This window comes from Labilibaculum sp. K2S (assembly GCF_030372765.1).
In the GTDB taxonomy this organism is placed as follows: domain Bacteria; phylum Bacteroidota; class Bacteroidia; order Bacteroidales; family Marinifilaceae; genus Labilibaculum.
The window spans coordinates 37,268-57,675 of record NZ_JAUCMW010000001.1; the positions used below are offsets into that span (position 1 = coordinate 37,268).

The 20,408-nt window shown below is 34.9% G+C and carries 18 protein-coding genes; 9 read left to right on the top strand and 9 right to left on the bottom strand.

The features are described 5' to 3' along the window. Positions 1-81: 81 nt before the first annotated feature. The 4 genes from QUH73_RS00175 to QUH73_RS00190 all read right to left on the bottom strand — a co-directional run bounded on the left by QUH73_RS00175 (position 82) and on the right by QUH73_RS00190 (position 3,681). Positions 82-390: a hypothetical protein gene (locus tag QUH73_RS00175; RefSeq protein ID WP_289528417.1), complete on the bottom strand. Its 309-nt coding sequence runs from the start codon at positions 388-390 to the stop codon at positions 82-84. Positions 391-426: 36 nt separating this feature from the next. Beyond that, positions 427-933, bottom strand: a complete 507-nt coding sequence (locus QUH73_RS00180) for a SixA phosphatase family protein (RefSeq protein ID WP_289528418.1) — start codon at positions 931-933, stop codon at positions 427-429. A gap of 31 nt (positions 934-964) precedes the next feature. Then, positions 965-3,076 (bottom strand): polyphosphate kinase 1, encoded by a 2,112-nt coding sequence (ppk1, locus tag QUH73_RS00185; protein WP_289528419.1) that lies wholly within the window; start codon positions 3,074-3,076, stop codon positions 965-967. Between the two features lie 137 nt (positions 3,077-3,213). Further along, complete coding sequence (locus tag QUH73_RS00190; RefSeq protein WP_289528420.1) at positions 3,214-3,681, bottom strand: hypothetical protein; 468 nt, start codon at positions 3,679-3,681, stop codon at positions 3,214-3,216. Positions 3,682-4,055: 374 nt separating this feature from the next. On the opposite strand from QUH73_RS00190, the gene QUH73_RS00195 reads away from it, so the two are divergent. After that, positions 4,056-4,253 (top strand): YwbE family protein, encoded by a 198-nt coding sequence (locus QUH73_RS00195; protein ID WP_124992662.1) that lies wholly within the window; start codon positions 4,056-4,058, stop codon positions 4,251-4,253. Positions 4,254-4,299: 46 nt separating this feature from the next. On the opposite strand, the gene QUH73_RS00200 is transcribed toward QUH73_RS00195, so the two are convergent. Beyond that, positions 4,300-8,643 carry a hypothetical protein gene (locus tag QUH73_RS00200; RefSeq protein ID WP_289528421.1) on the bottom strand — a complete coding sequence of 1,448 codons (4,344 nt, stop codon included), beginning with the start codon at positions 8,641-8,643 and terminating at the stop codon, positions 4,300-4,302. 25 nt (positions 8,644-8,668) lie between these two features. On the opposite strand from QUH73_RS00200, the gene QUH73_RS00205 reads away from it, so the two are divergent. Beyond that, positions 8,669-8,818 (top strand): hypothetical protein, encoded by a 150-nt coding sequence (locus tag QUH73_RS00205; protein WP_289528423.1) that lies wholly within the window; start codon positions 8,669-8,671, stop codon positions 8,816-8,818. Positions 8,819-8,900: 82 nt separating this feature from the next. On the opposite strand, the gene prmA is transcribed toward QUH73_RS00205, so the two are convergent. From prmA to QUH73_RS00225, 4 genes are all read right to left on the bottom strand, one after another. Next, positions 8,901-9,743, bottom strand: coding sequence for a 50S ribosomal protein L11 methyltransferase (gene prmA, locus QUH73_RS00210; protein WP_289528424.1), 843 nt, complete (start codon positions 9,741-9,743; stop codon positions 8,901-8,903). Positions 9,744-9,844: 101 nt separating this feature from the next. Continuing rightward, entirely contained in the window at positions 9,845-10,600 is a 756-nt protein-coding gene (gene tpiA, locus QUH73_RS00215) for a triose-phosphate isomerase (protein ID WP_289528425.1), read from the bottom strand. Next, on the bottom strand, positions 10,597-11,850 hold the full coding sequence (locus QUH73_RS00220; RefSeq protein ID WP_289528426.1) for a BT_3928 family protein: 1,254 nt from the start codon (positions 11,848-11,850) through the stop codon (positions 10,597-10,599). Before QUH73_RS00220 ends, tpiA begins: the two co-directional genes overlap by 4 nt. Before the next feature lie 16 nt (positions 11,851-11,866). Then, entirely contained in the window at positions 11,867-12,409 is a 543-nt protein-coding gene (locus tag QUH73_RS00225) for a DUF1599 domain-containing protein (protein WP_289528427.1), read from the bottom strand. 98 nt (positions 12,410-12,507) lie between these two features. Here QUH73_RS00225 and folP point away from each other — a divergent pair, with 98 nt between their 5' ends. The 7 genes from folP (at position 12,508) to QUH73_RS00260 (ending at position 20,312) form a co-directional block, all read left to right on the top strand. After that, entirely contained in the window at positions 12,508-13,383 is an 876-nt protein-coding gene (gene folP / locus QUH73_RS00230; RefSeq protein ID WP_289528428.1) for a dihydropteroate synthase, read from the top strand. 52 nt (positions 13,384-13,435) lie between these two features. Then, on the top strand, positions 13,436-14,227 hold the full coding sequence (cdaA, locus tag QUH73_RS00235) for a diadenylate cyclase CdaA (protein WP_289528429.1): 792 nt from the start codon (positions 13,436-13,438) through the stop codon (positions 14,225-14,227). A 10-nt stretch (positions 14,228-14,237) separates the two neighbouring features. After that, positions 14,238-15,116, top strand: coding sequence for a TIGR01777 family oxidoreductase (locus QUH73_RS00240; protein WP_289528430.1), 879 nt, complete (start codon positions 14,238-14,240; stop codon positions 15,114-15,116). Positions 15,117-15,307: 191 nt separating this feature from the next. Continuing rightward, a complete protein-coding gene (locus QUH73_RS00245; protein ID WP_289528431.1) occupies positions 15,308-17,776 on the top strand; it encodes a response regulator in 2,469 nt (822 codons plus the stop codon). 22 nt (positions 17,777-17,798) lie between these two features. Continuing rightward, positions 17,799-19,184 carry a sigma-54-dependent transcriptional regulator gene (locus tag QUH73_RS00250; protein WP_289528432.1) on the top strand — a complete coding sequence of 462 codons (1,386 nt, stop codon included), beginning with the start codon at positions 17,799-17,801 and terminating at the stop codon, positions 19,182-19,184. 352 nt (positions 19,185-19,536) lie between these two features. Beyond that, positions 19,537-19,962, top strand: coding sequence for a hypothetical protein (locus QUH73_RS00255; protein WP_289528433.1), 426 nt, complete (start codon positions 19,537-19,539; stop codon positions 19,960-19,962). A 161-nt stretch (positions 19,963-20,123) separates the two neighbouring features. Continuing rightward, positions 20,124-20,312 carry a helix-turn-helix domain-containing protein gene (locus QUH73_RS00260; RefSeq protein WP_101308296.1) on the top strand — a complete coding sequence of 63 codons (189 nt, stop codon included), beginning with the start codon at positions 20,124-20,126 and terminating at the stop codon, positions 20,310-20,312. Positions 20,313-20,408: the final 96 nt, after the last annotated feature.

The following is a 20,408-nucleotide window of genomic DNA, read 5'->3' on the forward strand; positions in this document are numbered from 1 at the left end:
AGAATTTTTCAATTTTTTTTGGCAAAAGAGAATGCTAATCCATATGCTCTTTCAGGAGCTAATTTCCATTTAATATTATAGTTAACTATTCATAAATGTTGAAAATTTCTTATTCGTTAGGCTGTCTAAGTTCATTAATTTATCAAGATAATCTTGATAAATAATTTTTGATTTAAAGAACTCTTTTCCATTATTATTCTCAGGAATACAATCAACGCATTGAATTGTATCAAGTGAATTATTCACTAAAAATTCTAAATTACCTGCTTCAATAGCTGTGGCAAATTTTATCCATATACTATCCGCAACAGAAATATTTGAAGAATATGAACAAGCTAGTAATAATTGAATTATTAAAATTGATGTAAGTATTTTGAAATAGAGAATCATAGTGTTCTTGTAATAATCAATTTTAAAATATTTCACCTACTTCGCCTCCTTATACTTCTTTGGATACTCGTAAAAAGCCAATTTGCCTGTTCTAACCTCAATATCGGACCATTTGTCAATTTGAAAATCGATACCAATTACTGTGCAGGTTGGAACATTGTGATAGAATTCTTCAGTTAGGTTAAAAGCTAAATATTCAATGCTGGGGTTGTGCCCAACCACCATAACTGTTTCATTCTCTTTTCCCAATTTATCGAGTAAGCCTAGAAATTGATTGGTTGTAAAACCATCATACAAGTCATCAATCTGTTCAATCCTATCGATTGGATATTGTAACACATCTGCAAAAAGCAAAGTAGTCTCAATAGCCCTGTTAGCCGGACTTGAAATTATCAAATCAGGAATAATATTCTTTAAAAGCAGCTTGTTGGCAATCAATTTGGAATCATTTATGCCTTTATTAACCAAGCTACGCTGATAGTCTGAAATGTCGTATCGAATAACTTCTGTTTTAGCATGTCTTACAAGAATAAGTTGTTTCATTGGGTTTAGTTTGGATTAGAATAATGCAAGCTTACACGGAATCTTTCGCGGCTCGGTTTTTTCTCGATTTGCTCGCTGTTTCTTTTTTGTTTAAGTAAGCGAAAATTTCCTTCTGCGATTGAATTTTCTTTACTTTCCCATTGATTGGAATGGGCAGGTTGTTCAACTTTCCGTCTAATATTCGGGCACTAATATTATCATTAAGTTGTATATTTAAAATATCAATCAGTTCTTTTTTTATTTTCTTATCCTGAATCGGAAAAGCACATTCAATTCGTCGGTGTAAATTTCGATTCATCCAATCGGCCGATGACAGATACAAAAGTTCTTCTCCCAAATTATGAAAATAGAAGATTCTTCCGTGCTCCAGAAATTGATCGACAATACGAATAATCCGAATGTTTTTTGCGTATGTTTTGTTTGGTTTCAGACAACAAATTCCCCGAATAATAAGGTCAATTTTCACTCCATTTTCACTGGCTTCATATAATTTGGTGATCATATCACGTTCCTGAAGGCCATTCATTTTCAGAATGATATAGCCTTTGTGTCCTTTTTTTACATTCTGAATTTCCTGATCAATTAATTCAAGTAAGCTTCTTCTCAAGTTAAATCGTCCAACCAAAAGTTTTCTAAACTCATATCCTTCAGTTTGGTTTTCAAGATAATCGAAGAGTTGTTTTAATTCAGTGATTATTACTTCATTCGAAGTCAGTAAACCGTGGTCTGAATAAATTTTAGCTGTTTTCTCGTTGAAATTTCCTGTACTTAAAAAGGCATAATCTTTTTTATCCCCTTTACGCAATACCAAAGCTAGTTTGGCATGAACTTTTAGGCCGGGAATACTGTCAATAATTTTTACGCCGGCTTTTCGCATTTCATTTGCCGATCTAAGATTGGCTTCTTCATCGAAGCGGGCTTTAACTTCAACAAAAACAGTCACTTTTTTACCGTTTAATGCTGCGTTAATTAATGCATTTACAACGGCCGAATTATCAGCAACCCGATATTGAGTCGCTTTAATTTCTACAACTTTCGGATCGACTGCAGCTTCGTTTAAAAATCGAATTACATATTCGTACGACTGATAAGGAAAATGAAGAATCTGATCTTTTACCCGAATGGTTTTAAAAACAGATTTATTACCCTGCAAATCATCCACCTTTAATGGGTGAAACGATTCCGCTTCCAGTTCAGGATATTTTGGATTTGGAAAACCAAAAAAATCCTGAAAATTATGATATCGGGCTCCTTTTACCATGTCATTGTTTTGCAGGTTAAAGGAGTCTTTTAAAAATTTCAGAAAATCCTTAGGGATCGACGCATCATATAAAAAGCGTGAAGGAGAACCTGTTTCCCGTTTTTTCAAACTGTTCTCAATTATTTTAATTAAATCGCCTGAATATTCATCTTCAATCAGCAAATCCGCATCGCGGCTAAGCTTAAAACTGTAGCTGGAATCAATCTTGTAACCAGGAAACAATAGCTTCATGCGAAGTTTAATAATGTCGTCTAAAAACATGATGAAGTGTTTACCATCCTTATCAGGCAATTCAATAAAGCGAGGGAAACGATGACTAGGAACTTTTATAATCGCATATCGGGAACGACGGGATTTAGGAGCTCTGTCTTCCTCTTCTTTTTTGCTTTTTTTAAACAATTTAACCGCAATATAAATCACGTTATTTTGAAGAAATGGCTGAATCTGCTTTTTTAATAATAGTATAGGTTGAACATGAGGCAACAAATTATCAAGAAAAAAATTTTTTACGAACTGATGATGCTCATCGCATAAGGTTTGATCTCGTATTAGAACAATGTCTTCTTCCTCCAATGCCGGAATAATTTCCTGCGTAAAAATATTTCCAAATTCATTCTGCTGACGGTCAACTTCAGCGTTGATATTTTTCAATATAGCATCAGGATTTTCTCTCAGAATATCTTTGTCTTCGGCAGGCAATTCGGTAAACCGTTTGTAGGTTCCCAGGCGCACACGATAAAACTCATCGAGGTTTGATGAATAAATAGCTAAAAATTTGATTCTCTCGTATAGTGGAAGGCTTGTATTCGAAGCCTCGAGTAATACTCTTTTATTGAAGGATAACCAACTTAAATCTCTATTTAGGAACTGATGTTTTTGCATATGATGATTGACTAAGGACTATTTATCTGCTTAGATAAAATTAATCATTTTTTTGTTTTCATAGCAATCAATCCCAGCTAATACGAGCAGATTTAGAGAATGGGTATTTTTCGTCAGCGAATGATCGTTCAGATTTGCTAATTTTTAGTTGTGGAAATTGTTACGTTGGCATAGGTTAGATTCTTGAAAAAATTGGAGTACGCATCGTCTTTTTTAATTGACATTTTATGCTTTACGCCATTGGTGAATTCAAAGGCTAATTTGGCATTCGTTCTCGATTCCCTAATGCGGATCATTTTTATTTCACGGAATGAAAACTCTTTGCCATCCATTGTTTTAGTCTCTTTATATTTAAAAATTGTAACAATCGTAAGAACAAGGCTGATTACAAGGATCGATAAGAAAAAAAACATTTCGTAGTTCGCTTCATCTCTATGTGCACAGTAAAGATTTAGAGAATTGGATATGATTAATATTGGAATAAGAATAACAGGCACGGCAAAACTAAAAAGATTCTTTTGGAAGCTTAGTTTGGTGTAAGAGAAAAAGATATGACCGTTAAATGAGAACCTTGCTTTTACGGACTGATGATTAGTGGTGTTCATTCTTTTGCCTAATTGTGAAATGTAATTGGTTTTTGTGTTATGTTCATGTAAATATATAAAAATATTACAATATGGGATTAATTATATTTAGTGTATTATTTATTCTGATTGTTTGATTGTTGAAAAAATAGCTGTTAACTGTCTGATTGTTAAAAGGCACACGGTTTTTTCTTGTTTTGGTAAACTGAATTTAATAAAGAAGTGTAGGAGATACTCTTTAGAATGATTGTAATAATGGAATTGAATTTTGTTTGAAATGATGCTAAAACAAAACATGTCTTGTTTGTACAACCAATGATTTACCCAATTGAGAATACAAAATTCCCAAAAGCCTGTATATTTGTAATGGCGATAAATTAAAAAAAAATATTGAAATGAAAGACGGAACAAAGAGGGCAGATATTCATCCAGGACTTGAGGTTCGAATTGTGCTGAAAGCAGATCAGCGATCAGGAAAGCTGACAGAAGGGGTTGTGAAAAAATTATTAACCAATTCGCATTTGCATCCGCATGGCATAAAGGTAATGCTTGAAGATGGGCAGGTTGGCCGTGTAAAGGAAATTATTGAATAATTGTTGATTGGTAGAGGCGCGAGATTTTGCGCCTCTACAATGTTATCTACAAATTAAATTGTTTCAGGAATTTCGTTTTCTGAGATCGCGGACAGATAATATATGAATAAGGATTTTTCTTTAACGGATCTTTAAATTCACGTTTATCTTCTTTTGTTTCGTGCAGTATGGTATTGAATTCCTCGTTCGATGATCTTACAAACATTACTCCATGGTAATATTCGAAAAAGAACCATGTTGATTTATCAATTTCAAGATACATAGTAAGACGGTTACCACTTCGTTTTTTATCCAGCTCAATTTTACCTTTTATGCTTTTATTGATTTGCTTGTCATTAATATTTCCAATTCCAATTTCTCCAATTGATTGATAGGCCTTGGCTTCCTTATCCCATATAAAATCAAGATTGTTGAAATAAATAGTATGCAGCAGTTCATTGGGTAAATTTTTAAAAGTGCCGTTGTCGTCCATTTCGCGCACGGCTAATTCGGCTCTTTTGCGACCCATTATTTCAGCGAGTTTTCTGGTATAGTTCTGTTTGTTGATGTTCGTACGTTTTAAATTGGCCTGATTAAAAGCTGCTTCCATAATCTTCATGGCCTGATCGTTCATGAAGAAATCCACCCCAAAAATCAAATCAAGAGTTACGATATCACTCGATAAATCGTGCTCAATTGCACCGGTTGAAATCTGTTTTATTTGCCCAAGTTCGGCACCTAAATTAATTAAACCTTCTCCTCTCATATTACAATTGCCTGGATAGAAAGAAAGGATACTTCCGGTTGCGTCCATGTCTTGCAATTTGTCTTTTGGTGCAATTTGATAGGCCTGCAAATTAGGCTTGTAGGTTAAGAATCCTCTTGCTTCCAAAAGCACGTTATCGGTGTAAAATATTCTGCGTGATAAAAACGATGAATAGATATGAATGGAATCATTCGTTAAGAAAAAGCTATTGTAAAGCATCAGGCTTTCATCATCAGTTACGTGCAAATCAACGGGAATATAAACTTCTTTCGGATCAATCTGTGAATTGAAATCAAGCCAATTGTCGCCAATGCTTTCACATTTGTTGTGAATTTTGGTCTGACCATTAAAGAAAAGTGATTTCTCACGTGCTTCCAGTCTTACTTTTCCTTTGTAGTCAAAGTCTGGACTTAAGCTAAACGATTTTTCTTCCGGCAAATTTCCCATGGCAATGGTTTGTCCGAGACTATCCACATCTATTACATCAAAAACCAGTTCCTGCTCACCTTCTTCCGCATCCACGTAGGTGTAACTACCCGATCCGGAATAGGAGTTTTTGCTGTGAACATTAATGGTGGCATTAAAAATATTATGATATGAATTAAGGGTGTCGGCAAGTATTTTCGAGTTTCGAAGTGTTTGCATTAGTCCTCCTTTTTCAATGTTCACATCTCCCTTGTCGGGATATATTTTTGCATCAGCAACCGCCAGATCGCTTACATATTTTGCTTTAATTGTATGGTCTGTGGAACTGTATCGTGCCAATGGGGTTAGAAAACTCAGGGAATCCTGTTTCAGACTTGTAGAAATAAATTTGTTATAGGCTGTTTTTGGTAAACTTTCCATTTTATCCTGTTGCCATAAGGCAGCCAAAGTGTTTTCATCCTTATTTCCGAACAAAAGCTCCTGTTGATCCATTTCCCAACCAAAACTATTGATGTAGGCCATGTATTTGTTCGATGGAAACTCACTGTTGCTTCCTCCTGTTGTGCTTGTAAATTGCCCGGTTCTGCTGATAAAGTCGATATGTGCTCTAACATCTTTACTTTCGAAAGCATAGCCTTCTGTATCTGTGTTTTTCAGTTTAAAAACAGCTGTATCTGCAACAATTGTTTTAGGTGTATAGGTGAAATAATCCGATTGAAGTTCCGCATTAACCAATTCCATATCACCAATTCCTGTAATTTCTGTTGGAGTAATTTTCAGCGTTCCGGCAAGAGTTGCCAGCTTTTTATACATGTCGATAGGTAAGGCCGTACTCTTCACATAAAGTTCTTCTTTGTACGGATACCATGTTGCAAAAATTTTCTCGCCGTTTACCTCAGGATTGTTCATATGCGAAGCCAGTTCCTTTAATTCGAAACTTTCGGCCTGAGTGGTCATAATTTCCGGTCTGAATACCAATTTTTCAGATTTTGTAATAGAGGTAAGGTAGTTTAGTGTTCCATCACCAATTAATCCTTCATTAGAAAGGTGTATCGTATCAGTAAAAGTTCCTTTCCCATAAACAGGCAGTCCTTCTTTAGGTGTTACGTGGTAGAATCCCAGCGAATTATCATCATTAATACTTAGAGTTTCTCTAAATGTTGGGAATATGCTGTCGGAAACAAAAGTTCCTTTTAACGAAATGTCTTCCTTTTTAAAGTCGTTTATATTGTTGATTGTGTATGGATCAACCTTGAAGTAGAAGTCTTCCTTTTTATAAGCTCCATCCTGAATTTTTTTGCTGTCGTAGTATACAAAACAAGAATCAGAACTATTAAAAATCGGATATTCAGCGTAGTTCTTCAATCCCGACTTATTGTTGGGATCATCAATTAATAAATTCCCTGTTATTTTTTCCAGCACACTTCCCAATTGTGTTGTGTATCTTCTGCCATAGGTAGATAGTGAGTCAGTTACAATGTTTATTTGCAGGGAATCAATCAGGTCAAGGTCAATTTTGAACTTTTCGTAAGAGAAATTAAAATCCTTTCCATACATATCCAGTAAACCAGCCATTATTTTTCCGTCGAACTGGAAATCACGATTCTTTTTAAGTGTTATTTTCTGATGCTTCGGAAAGATCACCACATTTTGTGAATCACTTACAGCAATGTGTTTTACACCGTTAATATCCAAATTGTAACTCCCCATTCGAAGAGTAGCATCATCTTCATTATTTTCCGTTTGTGTCGTAAATCGAATTACGTCGTAATCTTGTCGGCCCATTCCCGATTTAATGTAATCGGTAAGGCGTTGTTGTAATGTAACTTCATCGGTGTTTCTATTGTAGATTACAAAGCCTTGAAACGATAAGCCAATAATTTGCTGGCGTACATAGTTAACCGGTTTTTTAATGAAGTTGGCATATTCCATTGCCGTAAATGTTTCTACGTAAGAATAATCGGCATATTTACGCAATAAAACCAGCGGATTTTCCTGATCCATGCCCTGAATCTTCATGAATCGGTTGAGACTAAAATAATTCATCGACTCGAAGTGTGCCTGACGACTGGTAGCGCCTTTCATACTTCCAAAGTGCATTAGGTTTTCATCCATTTTCCATATCAACATTCCAAAATCCATAATCAGATTGTGATAGGTGTTAAAGTAGGGACTCAAGGCAATTCCTTCTCCTTCGCGGATTAAATTGACTTCCTTTTTGTCGGGGAAGTATTGAAATAACAGCCCGGGATGATAGATTTGACAGGTATCGATCAGGATTTCAATTTCGGTATCTTTGCCAACAACCCGATTGTTGTTAAACGAAAAGTGTTCCGATCGTGCCCGTAAAAATAAGGTGTCATGTCTGGATAACTCAATTACAGATGGGATTTCGGGACTTCCTTTTCCCAAAAATTTTGCCCCATGAATGGCAATACCTCCTTTGTAATTAAGATTTTCGAATAGATTTTTAATCTCGATTTCTTTTTCAAAGGATTCAAAACGAGGGTAGATTGCCAAAGATGGATCTTTTACTGAGTTCATCTTCTCAGAGAGACTGCCCTCAATTTTATCATCAAAAAGTTCCTTGTTGTAGTAGCTAACAGTATCAACCTGGAAAGATGATTTTTGGGTGTCAACAGTGTAAAAATCAAATACAGCGTATTCTTCTGTATCGCTTTTCCCCGCTCTGGCCCATGTTACTTTTCCTTTGTTTCCATTCCAGATTTTTTCAAACGGATGATATATTCCGCTTGTATTGTATATGCAGGAACTGTCGCGTTGTGCGATGCAATATAGGTCTGCCTGATCGAATTGAATACTTAATACTTTATCGAACAAGAATTTGAATTTTGCATTCTCACATTTCCATTTGGTAGCGTACGATTCATTTATTATTGTATCCTTTAAAAGATTTTGTGTCTGAATCAGAAAGTCTTGTGTAGCACTTAACTTATTCTTTTTATCACTGATTTGCTGTATTAATCCCTTCTCCCAATTGGAATAATCCTTTTCTTCGCGATTTTGTTGCTGAAACAACATCAGTGTTTCGAAATAGTTGTAAAAATCAGGAAATGATCTTGCTTTTCTCGACAGGAAAATATCACATATTTGGTAGACGTTCTGTCGTCTATCTTTTGTCATTTCCGGCGAAAACCAGAAAGTGGGGAATTTCTCTTTAAACTCTTTGCTTTCTTTTTTTTTGGTTGGATGATCCATGAATTTCAAAAATTCATCTTGAAAGATGATTGAGTCATGGGAAAATGACTTGATACTTTGTGCTAAAACGGATTGGGTTGAAATCACTATTCCAAAAAAAAGAAGAAAGGAGAAGAGAAGCTTATTCATTGTAAATGAAGTTTCGGGTATGGATATATTTGCGAAGGCAATTTAACAAATTTGATGAGATCAGGAAAGTAAAATGCCGGTTCTCTGTCTTCTTTATAAAATAACAGATACCGGCAAAATATTGTGTTTTATTTTTTTGAGAAATGAACAGCAACCCAATTTAAATCAACTTTGTGGCTGATGTATTCTAAATTGTTCTTTTCAGCTTCCTCTTTAATGTGCTTTAAATCTTCAGTATAAAATCCACTCATCACCAATTCTCCGTTTTGCGGAAGACAGGCAACGTAATGTTTCATGTCATTAAGCAAGATATTTCTATTGATATTAGCCAAAACAACATCATATTGTTTTCCTTCCAATAAAGCCACATCACCCAAAAAAACGGACACATTTTCAGCCTTATTGTTTTTGATATTTTCCAGTGAGTTGGTGTACGGCCATTCGTCGATGTCGATAGCATCAACTTTTGCAGCATTTCGTTTCGATGCCAAAATTGCAAGCAGACTGGTGCCACAGCCCATATCCAAGACTGATTTCCCTTCCAAATCCAATTCAAGAATGCTCTGAACCATTAACGAAGTGGTAGAGTGGTGTCCTGTTCCAAACGACATTTTTGGATCAATTACGATATCGTAAGGAACTTTTGGAGTGTCGGTATGGAAAGAGGCTCTGATCACTACCTGATCTGAGATGATAACGGGACTGAAATTGGATTCCCAAAGTGCGTTCCAATCCTGAGATTCAATTGTTTTGTTCGAGTAGCTCAATTTAAAAGGAGCATTCGGCAACTGATTAATACTAAGTTGCTCTACCTCTTTCATATCAAACAGAGGTGCCTGTATGTATGCTTCAACAGCATCTTCACTTTGTGTAAAACTCTCGTAATCCAACTCGCCAAGTTCTGCAATTAATATTTCTGCAATTTCTTCCGAGAAAGGTTGGATCTGACATTTCAGTTCGATATAATCCATTTTATTTGTCTAATAATATAAGGCAACAAGTTAATTTAATCCTGATCAAAAAACAAAAGCCGACACAAGTGTATCGGCTTTAATTATATGTATTTACGCTATTAAAAAGCGGTAATAATTCCCATGAAATCTTCTGCATTAAGAGAAGCTCCACCAATTAAACCTCCGTCTACATCAGGGTTTTCGAATAATTCTTTAGCATTGGAAGGCTTACAGCTGCCACCGTAAAGGATAGATGTATTATCTGCAACTTCTTGTCCGTATTGAGCTACCAAAGTCTTACGGATAAATGCGTGCATTTCCTGTGCCTGAGCTGAAGAAGCAGTTACTCCTGTTCCAATAGCCCAAACTGGTTCGTAAGCCAAAACAATTTTTCCAAATTCTTCTGCTGATAAATGGAATAATCCTTCTGCAATCTGGCTTTTTACAACATCAAAATGTTTTTCTGACTGACGTTCTTCCAAAACCTCACCAAAACAGAAAATTGGAGTTAAACCATTAGCAAGACTTAGAGCTACTTTTTTAACTAACTTCTCACTGGTTTCACCGTAGTATTCTCTGCGTTCTGAGTGACCTAGAATTACGTATTTACTTCCTGTCGATTTAATCATCGAAGCCGAAATTTCACCGGTATAAGCTCCGCTAACTTCATCTGCACAGTTTTGAGCAGCAACACCAATTTTATCGCCAACAAGTTTATTTACTTCAGTTAGGTGAATAAAAGGAGCACCAATAACAACATCTACACCATTAAGTTCAGTCTTTTCAACTAAATCATTGATTTGTCCCGCCAATACAATACCTTCTTCAAGTGTATTATTCATTTTCCAGTTTCCTGCAACAATTTTCTTTCTCATAATCGTAATCTGTTTTTTGCTTCTGCAAATCGAATTCTTATCAAATTGAAAAGAACAAGAAGCAATAGCAAAGTTGATGTAATACTAATAATTAATAGATTGATATTTAGTGTTTGATGTTTTGTAATAGAGTAGGCTGCAAGATCGCCCTGAAGTTGATTTGCTTCGGGAAAATCTCTAAAATGCCATTTGTCAAGAATAGTTCCTTTTTTAAGTAAAAGCAAACCTGGATTCGAACGAATGATTGTTTTTAATTGGATTTCATCTGTATTGTAAAATTCAAAGGGCAATTCATTAGTAGTTTTAAAGCCTTGCATAGCATCTTCACCCGAGGCAGTCAGTCCAATAAACTGTATGTTGTTTTCGAGAGCGTAAAATGCAAGTTCTTTAATTTTTAGTAAGGCACTTTCGTTGATTTCACTAAGATTTTTCGAAACCAAAAGGAAAGTATATCCATTGTCGGATAAAACCATATTGGTAATATCTCCATCTGTTTCATTCGAGATTGAAAAATCATGAATCGGAGGAGTGTATCCTTCTTTTATTTTTATTTGTTCAGAATCTACATATTTCCAGGTTGTATCCTGCCAGGGATAATTGGTTTCGTCAAATTCTTTTACCACGTCATCTTTTTGATACTTAAAAAGACTTCGGTATTCATCAGCAGGTGCTCCATCCGGAATTTTCATTCCATCAGAAATATTGGTGCCGATGTGGTACGGTCTAAAATCGATAATAGGCAAATGACAATATGAGTAGGTTGATATCCATATAGAAACAACAAGGGCGAATCCAATCAGTAAATTTTGTTCCCAAACCGGATGCTGATTTTCATCTTTTTTCCTCCTCAAAAAGATCACTAAAGTGAAAGCAAGAATTACAATGTTTTTCCAGAAAGTTTCCCAATTGCTAAGAACCAATGCATCTCCAAAACATCCGCAGTCGGTTACCGGATTACTAATTGCTAAAACAAATGTAAGAGGTGTGAAAAAAAGCATAAACAGGAGTGCCAACCAAGCAGTAATATTTTTTCTACTGTTGAAAATTAAGGCCATTCCAACGGTAAATTCGAGAGCAGATAAAAGAATTGCAAGAGGAAAGGAAAACTCCTTTAAAGCATCCATACCAAAGGCCAGAAAATAATCTGTGAATTTGAAGGTTGATCCCATTGGGTCAACAGCTTTTACAAATCCGGAGAAAATAAAAATAAGACCAACAAAAAGACGACTTACAAATTGTAATACTCTCATAATACAGGGAATCTTATTAGGCGTTTTCGAACTCAATTTTAATTAAACCAAAAACTGCGTAGTTAATCATATCGAAATAGTTGGCATCAATACCTTCCGATATTAATGTTTTTCCCTGCAGATCTTCAATTTGTTTGGTTCTGTTAATTTTCATCAGGATTAAGTCGGTATAAGAGCTTACCCTCATACTTCGCCAGGCTTCATCGTAATCGTGATTTTTGGCTTCCATTAATTCTTTAGCCTCAGCAAAATATTTTGAATACAACTCAAGAGCTTTTTCGTTGGGGAGCTCATTTTCAGAGGGGCCAAGTTCCAGCTGTATAATGCCCATAATGGCATAGTTTACAATTCCGATAAACTCATCTCGAATATTATCTTCGATTTTGCTTACCCCTTTGGTTTCAAGACTTCTAATTCGTTGTGCTTTAATGTATATTTGATCGGTTATGGAACTTGGACGAAGAATTCTCCAGGCGGTTCCGTAATCGTGCATTTTTTTTGTGAAGATATCCGTACAGATTTTAATAACCGAATTGTACTGTTGGTCTGTTTTATTCATAATTTGTGTTAGAAATTTCCTTTGTAAAAGTAAGAAAATAGCTTAAACCATGGTATTTTATTTTACTTTTGCTTCGGAATTTGTTCAAAAAAACGGTGATGCAAAATTATAAAACAAATTGTTTTAACAGCGATAATCTTTCTATTAAGTGCGGGGATCGGTCAATAAATTTTGAAAAGCCTTTGGTTATGGGGATTCTGAATCTCACTCCCGACTCATTTTATGATGGAGGTTCTTATCTTAACAAAACAGCCATTTTGAAACGAAGCGAGCAAATTCTGTTTGAAGGAGCTGAAATTATTGATCTTGGGGCTTACTCCACACGTCCTGGTGCTGTAGATGTTTCAGCTGAGGAGGAAATTCTCAGAATGCTTCCGGCAGTAGAATGTATTCGAAAGGAATTCCCCAATGTGATATTATCTATCGATACATTTAGAGCAGAAGTAGCTAAAAGAACTGTCGCCGATTTTGGAGCTTGCATTATTAATGATATCTCAGGAGGAACCATGGATGATAAAATGTTCTCTGTTATTGGAGAACTAAAAGTTCCATATATCATGATGCATATCAAGGGAACGCCCCAAACAATGCAGCAAAATCCGCTTTATCATCATTTAATGAATGACATGCTTGCTTTTTTTCGATCGCAAATTAAAAGTTTGAATGAATTCGGAGCCAAAGACATTATTATTGATCCCGGATTCGGATTCGGGAAAACGTTGGATCACAATTATGAAATTATAGCTAATTTACAGGAATTTAATCAGCTGAACTTGCCGATATTGGTTGGGGTGTCGCGTAAATCGATGATTTATAAGTTTTTAGGTGGGAATCCGTCTACGAGTTTGAATGGCACTACTGCGCTGAATATGATGGCATTGGATCAGGGAGCAGATATTCTGAGAGTACACGATGTGAAAGAAGCTGTTGAATGCGTAAAGCTGTATTCAAAGATCAAATCCTCATTGCAGTAATATGTCCAATAAAATTGTAATTTTGTTAACATACTGAATTTAATAGAAAAAAATGACCACAGCATTTATTACACTTGGACTTTTTGATATTCTTGATATATTATTAGTAGCCTTCCTACTTTATCAGATTTACATGTTAATTAAGGGGACTGTTGCCATCAACATATTTGTTGGGTTGTCTCTCTTTTACCTAATGTGGTTGTTGGTTCGGGCACTTAACATGGAATTGCTAAGTGGTATTCTTGGTCAGTTTATGGGGGTTGGTGTAATTGCATTAATTGTTGTATTTCAACCTGAAATCAGGAGATTTTTTCTTTTACTTGGAACTAAATACAACTTAAGTCAAAAATTTACATTGAATAATTGGTTCGCTCTTGATGAAAGAGGAATTCCGGATATCGAAATCAGATCAGTCGTTAGCGCGTGTGAACACATGTCAAAAACGAAAACGGGTGCTCTCATTGTAATCGCAAAAAACATGGATTTGCAAAGTTATGCAGATACAGGGCAGATTTTGAAAGCAAGAGTATCCAAAAACCTTTTAGAAACCATATTTTTTAAGAATTCACCTCTTCATGATGGTGCTGTGATTTGGTCAAATAGTAGAATACTTGCGGCACGCTGTATATTGCCTGTTACGGATGATACAAATATTCCGGGAAGCCTTGGGTTAAGACATCGGGCGGCGATTGGAATGGCTCAGGCAACCGACTCTCATGTAATTACGGTTTCCGAAGAAACTGGAAATATCTCTTATGTTATGGGAGGGAAAATTAAGGTGAGGATTACTACAAACGAATTGCGAACATTTTTGGAGGGCGATTTTTCAAGTTTTATCATTTAAATCCAAAAAAATGAAGATTGGAATTACCGGAGGATCTGGTTTAATTGGTTCTCATTTAACAGAAAAATTGGCAGATGATCTTAATGCTGATATTCTTTTGATTCCAAGAAAACTTCTTTATGATAATGTTCAGGATCTTTCTGAATTTATTAAGTATTGTGAAGTCATAATTCACCTTTCTGGTGCCCCGGTAATTTGCAGATGGAATTCCAAAAATAAACAGGTTCTGCGCAATAGTCGGATTACTACAACCAAAAATCTTAATAGTGCTATTGCTTTGATGGAAATTAAACCAAAGCTATTCATTTCAACTTCAGCAGTTGGTATTTACGACAACAAACATACACACAACGAGTATAGTAAAAATTTTTCGAATGATTTCTTGGGTGAACTTTGTATTGATTGGGAAAAGGCTGCTAATGAGATAAAAATGCAAGATGTTCGAACTGTTATTTTTAGATTAGGTGTTGTTTTGAGTGACAAAGGAGGAGCTTTGGCAAAAGCTCTGCCCATATTTCGATATGCCTTAGGCGGTAAATTGGGAAATGGAAGTCAGGCATTTCCGTTTATTCATATAAAAGATCTTATTAATGCCTATTCTTATGTTATTTTAAATGAGGAAACAGAAGGAGCGTACAATCTAACTGCACCTGAATTAATTACGAATCGGGACTATACCAAAACACTTAGTTCTTTTTTTAATAGACCTGCATTTTTCCATGTTCCAGCATTAATTCTCAGAGTCCTTTTTTGGGAAGGTGCAAATGTTCTTCTTTCAGGTCAGCGAGTTGTACCTGAACGTCTTTTAAATGCAGGGTTTCTGTTCACTTTTCCAAGCTTTCGGGCTACTCTCAATTCATTTTCAAATCGCAAATTATCAAACTCTTAGTAGCCGTTTTCGGATAGTTAGTCGCTGTTATATGTATTCCTAAGGAGATTAAGTTACCTTTAATCATAAAGAGGTTGATATTTTGGTACATTAGTTTTAATTTTGATTAAACAACCTTAGTATGAAATAAATAGTGCCCTGTGAGGGTATTTTTTTTCTTTTAAAGTGTGTGGACCACTAACTCAAAACCTATGGAATTGGATTTTACTCCCCAATTATTGATTGTTGATGACCGTGCCGAAAACTTGGAATTACTAAAAGCCTTGTTAGGGAAGCTGCATGTTGGTTTAGAGTTAATTCAATCACCAATAAAAGCTTTGCAGGATATCGAGAATAAGGAGTATGCTCTTATCATTCTTGACGTTCAAATGCCACAGATGGATGGATTTTTACTGGCTCAAAAAATTCGAAGTGGTCATATGAATAAATCAACTCCGATAATTTTTTTAACAGCAATATTTTTGGATAAACAAAGTGAATCAAAAGCATATGAATGCGGTGGTGTTGACTTTATTATGAAACCATTTGATAACGCGATCTTAATTAATAAGATCAATATATTTTTGGAATTATATACAAACCGAAGATTGGTTGAATCTCAGAATAAGAAGTTAACTGTTGCTCTTAACGAGAAGGATTTGTTGGAGGGACGTTTACGAAATCTGGCATCCAATTACCGATCTATTTTGGAAGGACAATCGGAACTCATTTTGAAAATGGATAGCCTCCATAGGGTGGAATTTGCAAACAAGGCATTTACAGATTTTTTCAATTATACCTTAGATGGTATTTCCAGAGATTCTTTGGCTTCTGTTAATTTAGTTTTGCGGGAGCAATTGATTCAGGGAATTGAGAAGCTGAATGGCAAGAAAAAACTCACAACTTTTGAGGGGCAGATCATAAATTCTATCGGAAATAATGTTTGCCTGGAATGGACTGTTTTTAAGGAGATAGAATTCGATGATACTCATTATTTGGCAATTGGCCGTGATGTTTCGGAACGGAAACAATTAAAAGATACATTAGTTAAGAAAGAAAGTGTTTTAAGGAGGATTCAAAAGAAAGCCAAAATAGGAAGTTTTGAATGGGATTCTTATTCTAAAATTATTCGGGGTTCTGATGAATTTTTGCGACTCTATGATTTTTCGTCTATTGATAAAGAAAATATTTTTGAGGAAATTAAATTGAAAACACATATTGATGATAAGGAGGCAATTGAACGCATGCTTTTGAATCTTCCTGAAAAAAATCAAAAAATTGAATTTGAACATCGGTATATTTATAACAACGGAGAGATTAAACATTTCAAAATTGAGATGTACAGTGAATACCGTGAAGTAGAGGAAATATTTCATCTGTATGGTCTTGTTTCGGATATTTCTCAGAAGAAAGCTTTGGAGTTGACATTTAAAGAGAGTTTAAGTCTTGAAAATGATGCATACAGTGACAAGGCTATTTTCGAGTTGAATGCAAAAAAACAAATCAGCTATTTGAATGATTATGCATGTAAATTTTTGGAGTGTAAAGAATTAAAAGACTCTAAGGGAATAGAGTTCACCCAGTTTTTTAAGGGAGAGGACACTAAGAAAATTAAAAAAATATTGAATCTGGCGAGTTCTAAAAAAGGCTTTGTATTTGAATTATTGTCGATTGTTACCAAAAAGCACGCATTGAAACGAATTGTTTTAGCAGCCCATTCTACCTTGGTAAATAATGAAAAAGGTGTGCGTGGCATAATGATGGAAATAGTTACAAATGGTGAAGTTGAAAATAATTCTGTTGAGTATAAGGATATTATAACCGGTTTGAAGCGACAGGAGCAGGAATTTGAAGATAAAACCAATAAGCTAAAAGAGAAAGTTGAAAAAGAGCTTAGAATCAATGATTTTCATCGTCAGTTATTGTTGAAGAAATCGGAGCTTGAATCCCTTGGAAAAATGGCAGGCTCAATGGTGAATGAAATCAATCAGCCCTTAACAGGAATTTCGATGATTATGGATAATATTCTTTTGCGCTTATCGACGAATAATATTGATGAGGAGTACATCAGGGAAAAATGTTCGCAAGTATTTGCCGACATAGATCGTATCAAGAAGTATTTGTCTCAAATTGGTATCTATAACTCCTCTCAAAAGGAAAATACCCAAGAGCTAATTGATGTGAAAAGTCTTGTTCATGATTCTTTAAACCTGATTAAGAAACAATATAAGACACGAACTGTTGAGATTTCGTTTGATGCATGTTCTGATGATTTATACGTAACAGGTAATAAGTATAAGTTTCAGAAGGTAATTGTTGATATATTAAACAATGCTTACGAATCTATTGAGTACAGACAACAAGCTTCAGATGCAAAGAAAAAAGTTGAATGGATAAAAATTACTGCTGAGTTAGTGAATAAAAATGTAGTAATAGCAATTAAGGATAATGGCTGTGGAATTGATCCGGATAACATCAATTATATTTTCGAACCATTTTTTACGACCAAACAATCAGGTATTGGCTCAGGACTCGGGTTGTACATTAGCAAAGGAATTGTGCAGAAGATGAATGGGCAAATTACAGTTAACAGTAAAAAGAACGAATTCACGGAAATGAAATTGATATTGCCTTTTGAATTCGAGAATTCAAAAGAAACAATCAAATTTGAAAATAATTAATCATCAGTAAAGTCTACTTAATATGGTGTCTGTAAGTAATTTAAGAATATTGATTTTAGATGATGAGAAGCTGGTTCGTGATGAATTGGAAGAATTTTTAATTGATCCTAATTTTAGAGTATTTAAAGCAGGAAGCCCTTCAGAAGCTTTCGATATTATGGATAAAAACGAGATCCATATAGCTATTATTGATGTCAATTTGCCTGAAATGAATGGTTTGGATGTTCTGGAGAAAGTGAAGCACGATTTTCCTGAAATTGAAGTGATCATGATTAGTGGTTACAGTGAAATGGATTCTGTTATTCATTCGATGCGTTTGGGAGCCTCAGATTTTTTCACAAAACCATTTCGCTTGCGTGATGTCGAAAGTGCAATCGAACGAACCAAAAAGTTTGTTCATCTAAAGAAAAATTTAGTAGAAGTTAAACGAAACTATTCGATTATTTCAGAAGAGTTTCAAAAAGCAATGGGGTATGAAATCATCGGGGATAGTCCTCAAATGAAGAATTTAATTAATCTTATTGGAAAAGTTGCTAAAACTGAGAATACTTCGGTGCTCATAACGGGCGAAAGCGGAACAGGTAAGGAGTTGGTTGCCAGAGCTATTCATTATCTAAGTAGTAGAAAGGAGAATTATTTTTATGCAGTAAACTGCAGTGCGATTCCTGAGTCACTTTTTGAAAGTGAATTTTTCGGACACACTAAAGGTGCGTTTACCGGGGCTTCCGCATCCAAAGTAGGATGGTTCGAAGCTGCTAATAAAGGGACTCTTTTTTTGGATGAAATTGGTGATATGCAACTTAATCTTCAAACCAAATTTTTAAGAGTTTTAGAAGATCGGAAAATCATGAAAGTTGGTTCCAATATCGAAATTCCGTTTGACACAAGAATTATTGCTGCCACGAATCAAAACATTGAAGGACTTCATTCCGAAAAGGGATTTCGTCTGGATCTGTATCACAGGATTAGTTCATTTATTATCCATTTGGAGCCTTTGCGAAACAGGAAAGAGGACATTCCCTTACTCCTGGATTATTTTGTGAAATATTTTAACCGCGTAATGGGGAAAAACATCAGTGAGATTGATGGCGCCGTTGTTAGACGACTGCTTTCTTATGAATTTCCCGGTAACGTGCGGGAACTAAAAAATATGGTTGAAAGAGCGGTGATTATTTGTGATATGAATCGATTAAGCTTATCGCATTTTCAACTTACTCATCCGAGAGAAGAAAAACGAAAAATTGATTTTTCCACGGATGAAAATCTGGATCTGGAATTGGTTGAGATGGATTGCATTCGTAAAGCACTGGAAAGATCAAATAATAATAAATCTAAAGCTGCCGACCTTCTAAATATTACCTGGCAATCTCTCGATAGGCGAATAAAAAAATATAAAATTGAAGTTTAATATCTGATTCCAATCAGATATTTTTTTCCCTCCAATATTGGAGAAGCGCACTTGCAGTTACCTCCATTTCTTAGCAAAGGTATATAGAATCAAAACCTTCCAAGTTTCCTATTATATCCGATTTTTATTATATCCGATAATGGATAAAATATTGGAAAATGATTTGTTTGCAAGCAAATCAGGTAGTTAAGGTGATGGTTTTAGTTTCCTTAAACATTCGTATCCGTAAACGGATAATATTTTTGATGTAATCTTATCCTTGATATTTAGTTCAACTATCTGTATTGTTGTAGTTTATGTTTTGTGGTATGCCGATTGATATAGCAAGTGTGTTATTATCAATTATTAGTGTATGGATTTGTTAATATTGGAAGGCAACTCATTGAAAATTATTCCTTCATCAGATGAACCTATGAATATCCTATTTGTCAAAGAAAATAGATCACTTATTGATGAGCTGAAAGAATACATTCAGAGCTTAGATGCCAGAGCTTATTTTGCCGATGATCCAGTCGAGATGGAAATTATTTTAAATCAGACGACAATTGATTTGGTGATTTTGCCTCTAAAGGCTTTATCCAATTTAGATATGCTAAAATACATTAATGATAATTTTAAGGAAACCAAAGTTGTGATTACGGTTGACCGTGAGGATCAGAATTCCAAATTGGAAAACCGAAAAGCACTCTATATGAATTACGAACTGCTGCAGAAGCAACTTCGTTTATTCGACTTAAAAAAAGCTATTGGTTCCGGTCTTGATTATAGTCCGAACTGATGTTTTGCTCTATTCACTTTTCAACCAACCATGTAGATTGATTAAAAAATTTACAAAAATTGAATTTGAACCACGGAAGCAAGTGAAACTTTCATTTGTTTCCGGTTCAAATTTTTAAAAAGAAACCTTAATCTCAATTGTTAAATTATAAAACTGAAGTTATGAAGCAGGAAGTTCAGGATGATTTAGTTAGAATTAAAGACAGACTCAGAATTCTTGATGACAAGAAGAAGAAAGTTGCCAAGATTATTGGTGTAACAGATGTGTATTTGTCTTATATTCTTAATGGGAAACGACCATTGACTACAACAGTTAAGTCAAAACTCTTTGATTACTTAGGCCTTAGTTAATTTTTTTGACCAATGCCGTTTAACTAATATTAATAATCAGGTAATTATTCATGATTCATGGAAAGATTACCTGATTTTTATTTAATTACAATCAAC

Coding starts and splice junctions, on each gene's coding strand:
- tpiA (WP_289528425.1), bottom strand. CDS start 10,600: ATGAGAAAGAAAATTGTTGCAGGAAACTGGAAAATGAATAATACACTT.
- cdaA (WP_289528429.1), top strand. CDS start 13,436: ATGACCACAGCATTTATTACACTTGGACTTTTTGATATTCTTGATATA.
- QUH73_RS00200 (WP_289528421.1), bottom strand. CDS start 8,643: ATGGATCATCCAACCAAAAAAAAAGAAAGCAAAGAGTTTAAAGAGAAA.
- QUH73_RS00225 (WP_289528427.1), bottom strand. CDS start 12,409: ATGAATAAAACAGACCAACAGTACAATTCGGTTATTAAAATCTGTACG.
- QUH73_RS00255 (WP_289528433.1), top strand. CDS start 19,537: ATGGATTTGTTAATATTGGAAGGCAACTCATTGAAAATTATTCCTTCA.
- QUH73_RS00220 (WP_289528426.1), bottom strand. CDS start 11,850: ATGAGAGTATTACAATTTGTAAGTCGTCTTTTTGTTGGTCTTATTTTT.
- QUH73_RS00180 (WP_289528418.1), bottom strand. CDS start 933: ATGAAACAACTTATTCTTGTAAGACATGCTAAAACAGAAGTTATTCGA.
- QUH73_RS00250 (WP_289528432.1), top strand. CDS start 17,799: ATGGTGTCTGTAAGTAATTTAAGAATATTGATTTTAGATGATGAGAAG.
- ppk1 (WP_289528419.1), bottom strand. CDS start 3,076: ATGCAAAAACATCAGTTCCTAAATAGAGATTTAAGTTGGTTATCCTTC.
- QUH73_RS00245 (WP_289528431.1), top strand. CDS start 15,308: ATGGAATTGGATTTTACTCCCCAATTATTGATTGTTGATGACCGTGCC.
- QUH73_RS00195 (WP_124992662.1), top strand. CDS start 4,056: ATGAAAGACGGAACAAAGAGGGCAGATATTCATCCAGGACTTGAGGTT.
- QUH73_RS00190 (WP_289528420.1), bottom strand. CDS start 3,681: ATGAACACCACTAATCATCAGTCCGTAAAAGCAAGGTTCTCATTTAAC.
- folP (WP_289528428.1), top strand. CDS start 12,508: ATGCAAAATTATAAAACAAATTGTTTTAACAGCGATAATCTTTCTATT.
- prmA (WP_289528424.1), bottom strand. CDS start 9,743: ATGGATTATATCGAACTGAAATGTCAGATCCAACCTTTCTCGGAAGAA.
- QUH73_RS00205 (WP_289528423.1), top strand. CDS start 8,669: ATGATTGAGTCATGGGAAAATGACTTGATACTTTGTGCTAAAACGGAT.
- QUH73_RS00260 (WP_101308296.1), top strand. CDS start 20,124: ATGAAGCAGGAAGTTCAGGATGATTTAGTTAGAATTAAAGACAGACTC.
- QUH73_RS00175 (WP_289528417.1), bottom strand. CDS start 390: ATGATTCTCTATTTCAAAATACTTACATCAATTTTAATAATTCAATTA.
- QUH73_RS00240 (WP_289528430.1), top strand. CDS start 14,238: ATGAAGATTGGAATTACCGGAGGATCTGGTTTAATTGGTTCTCATTTA.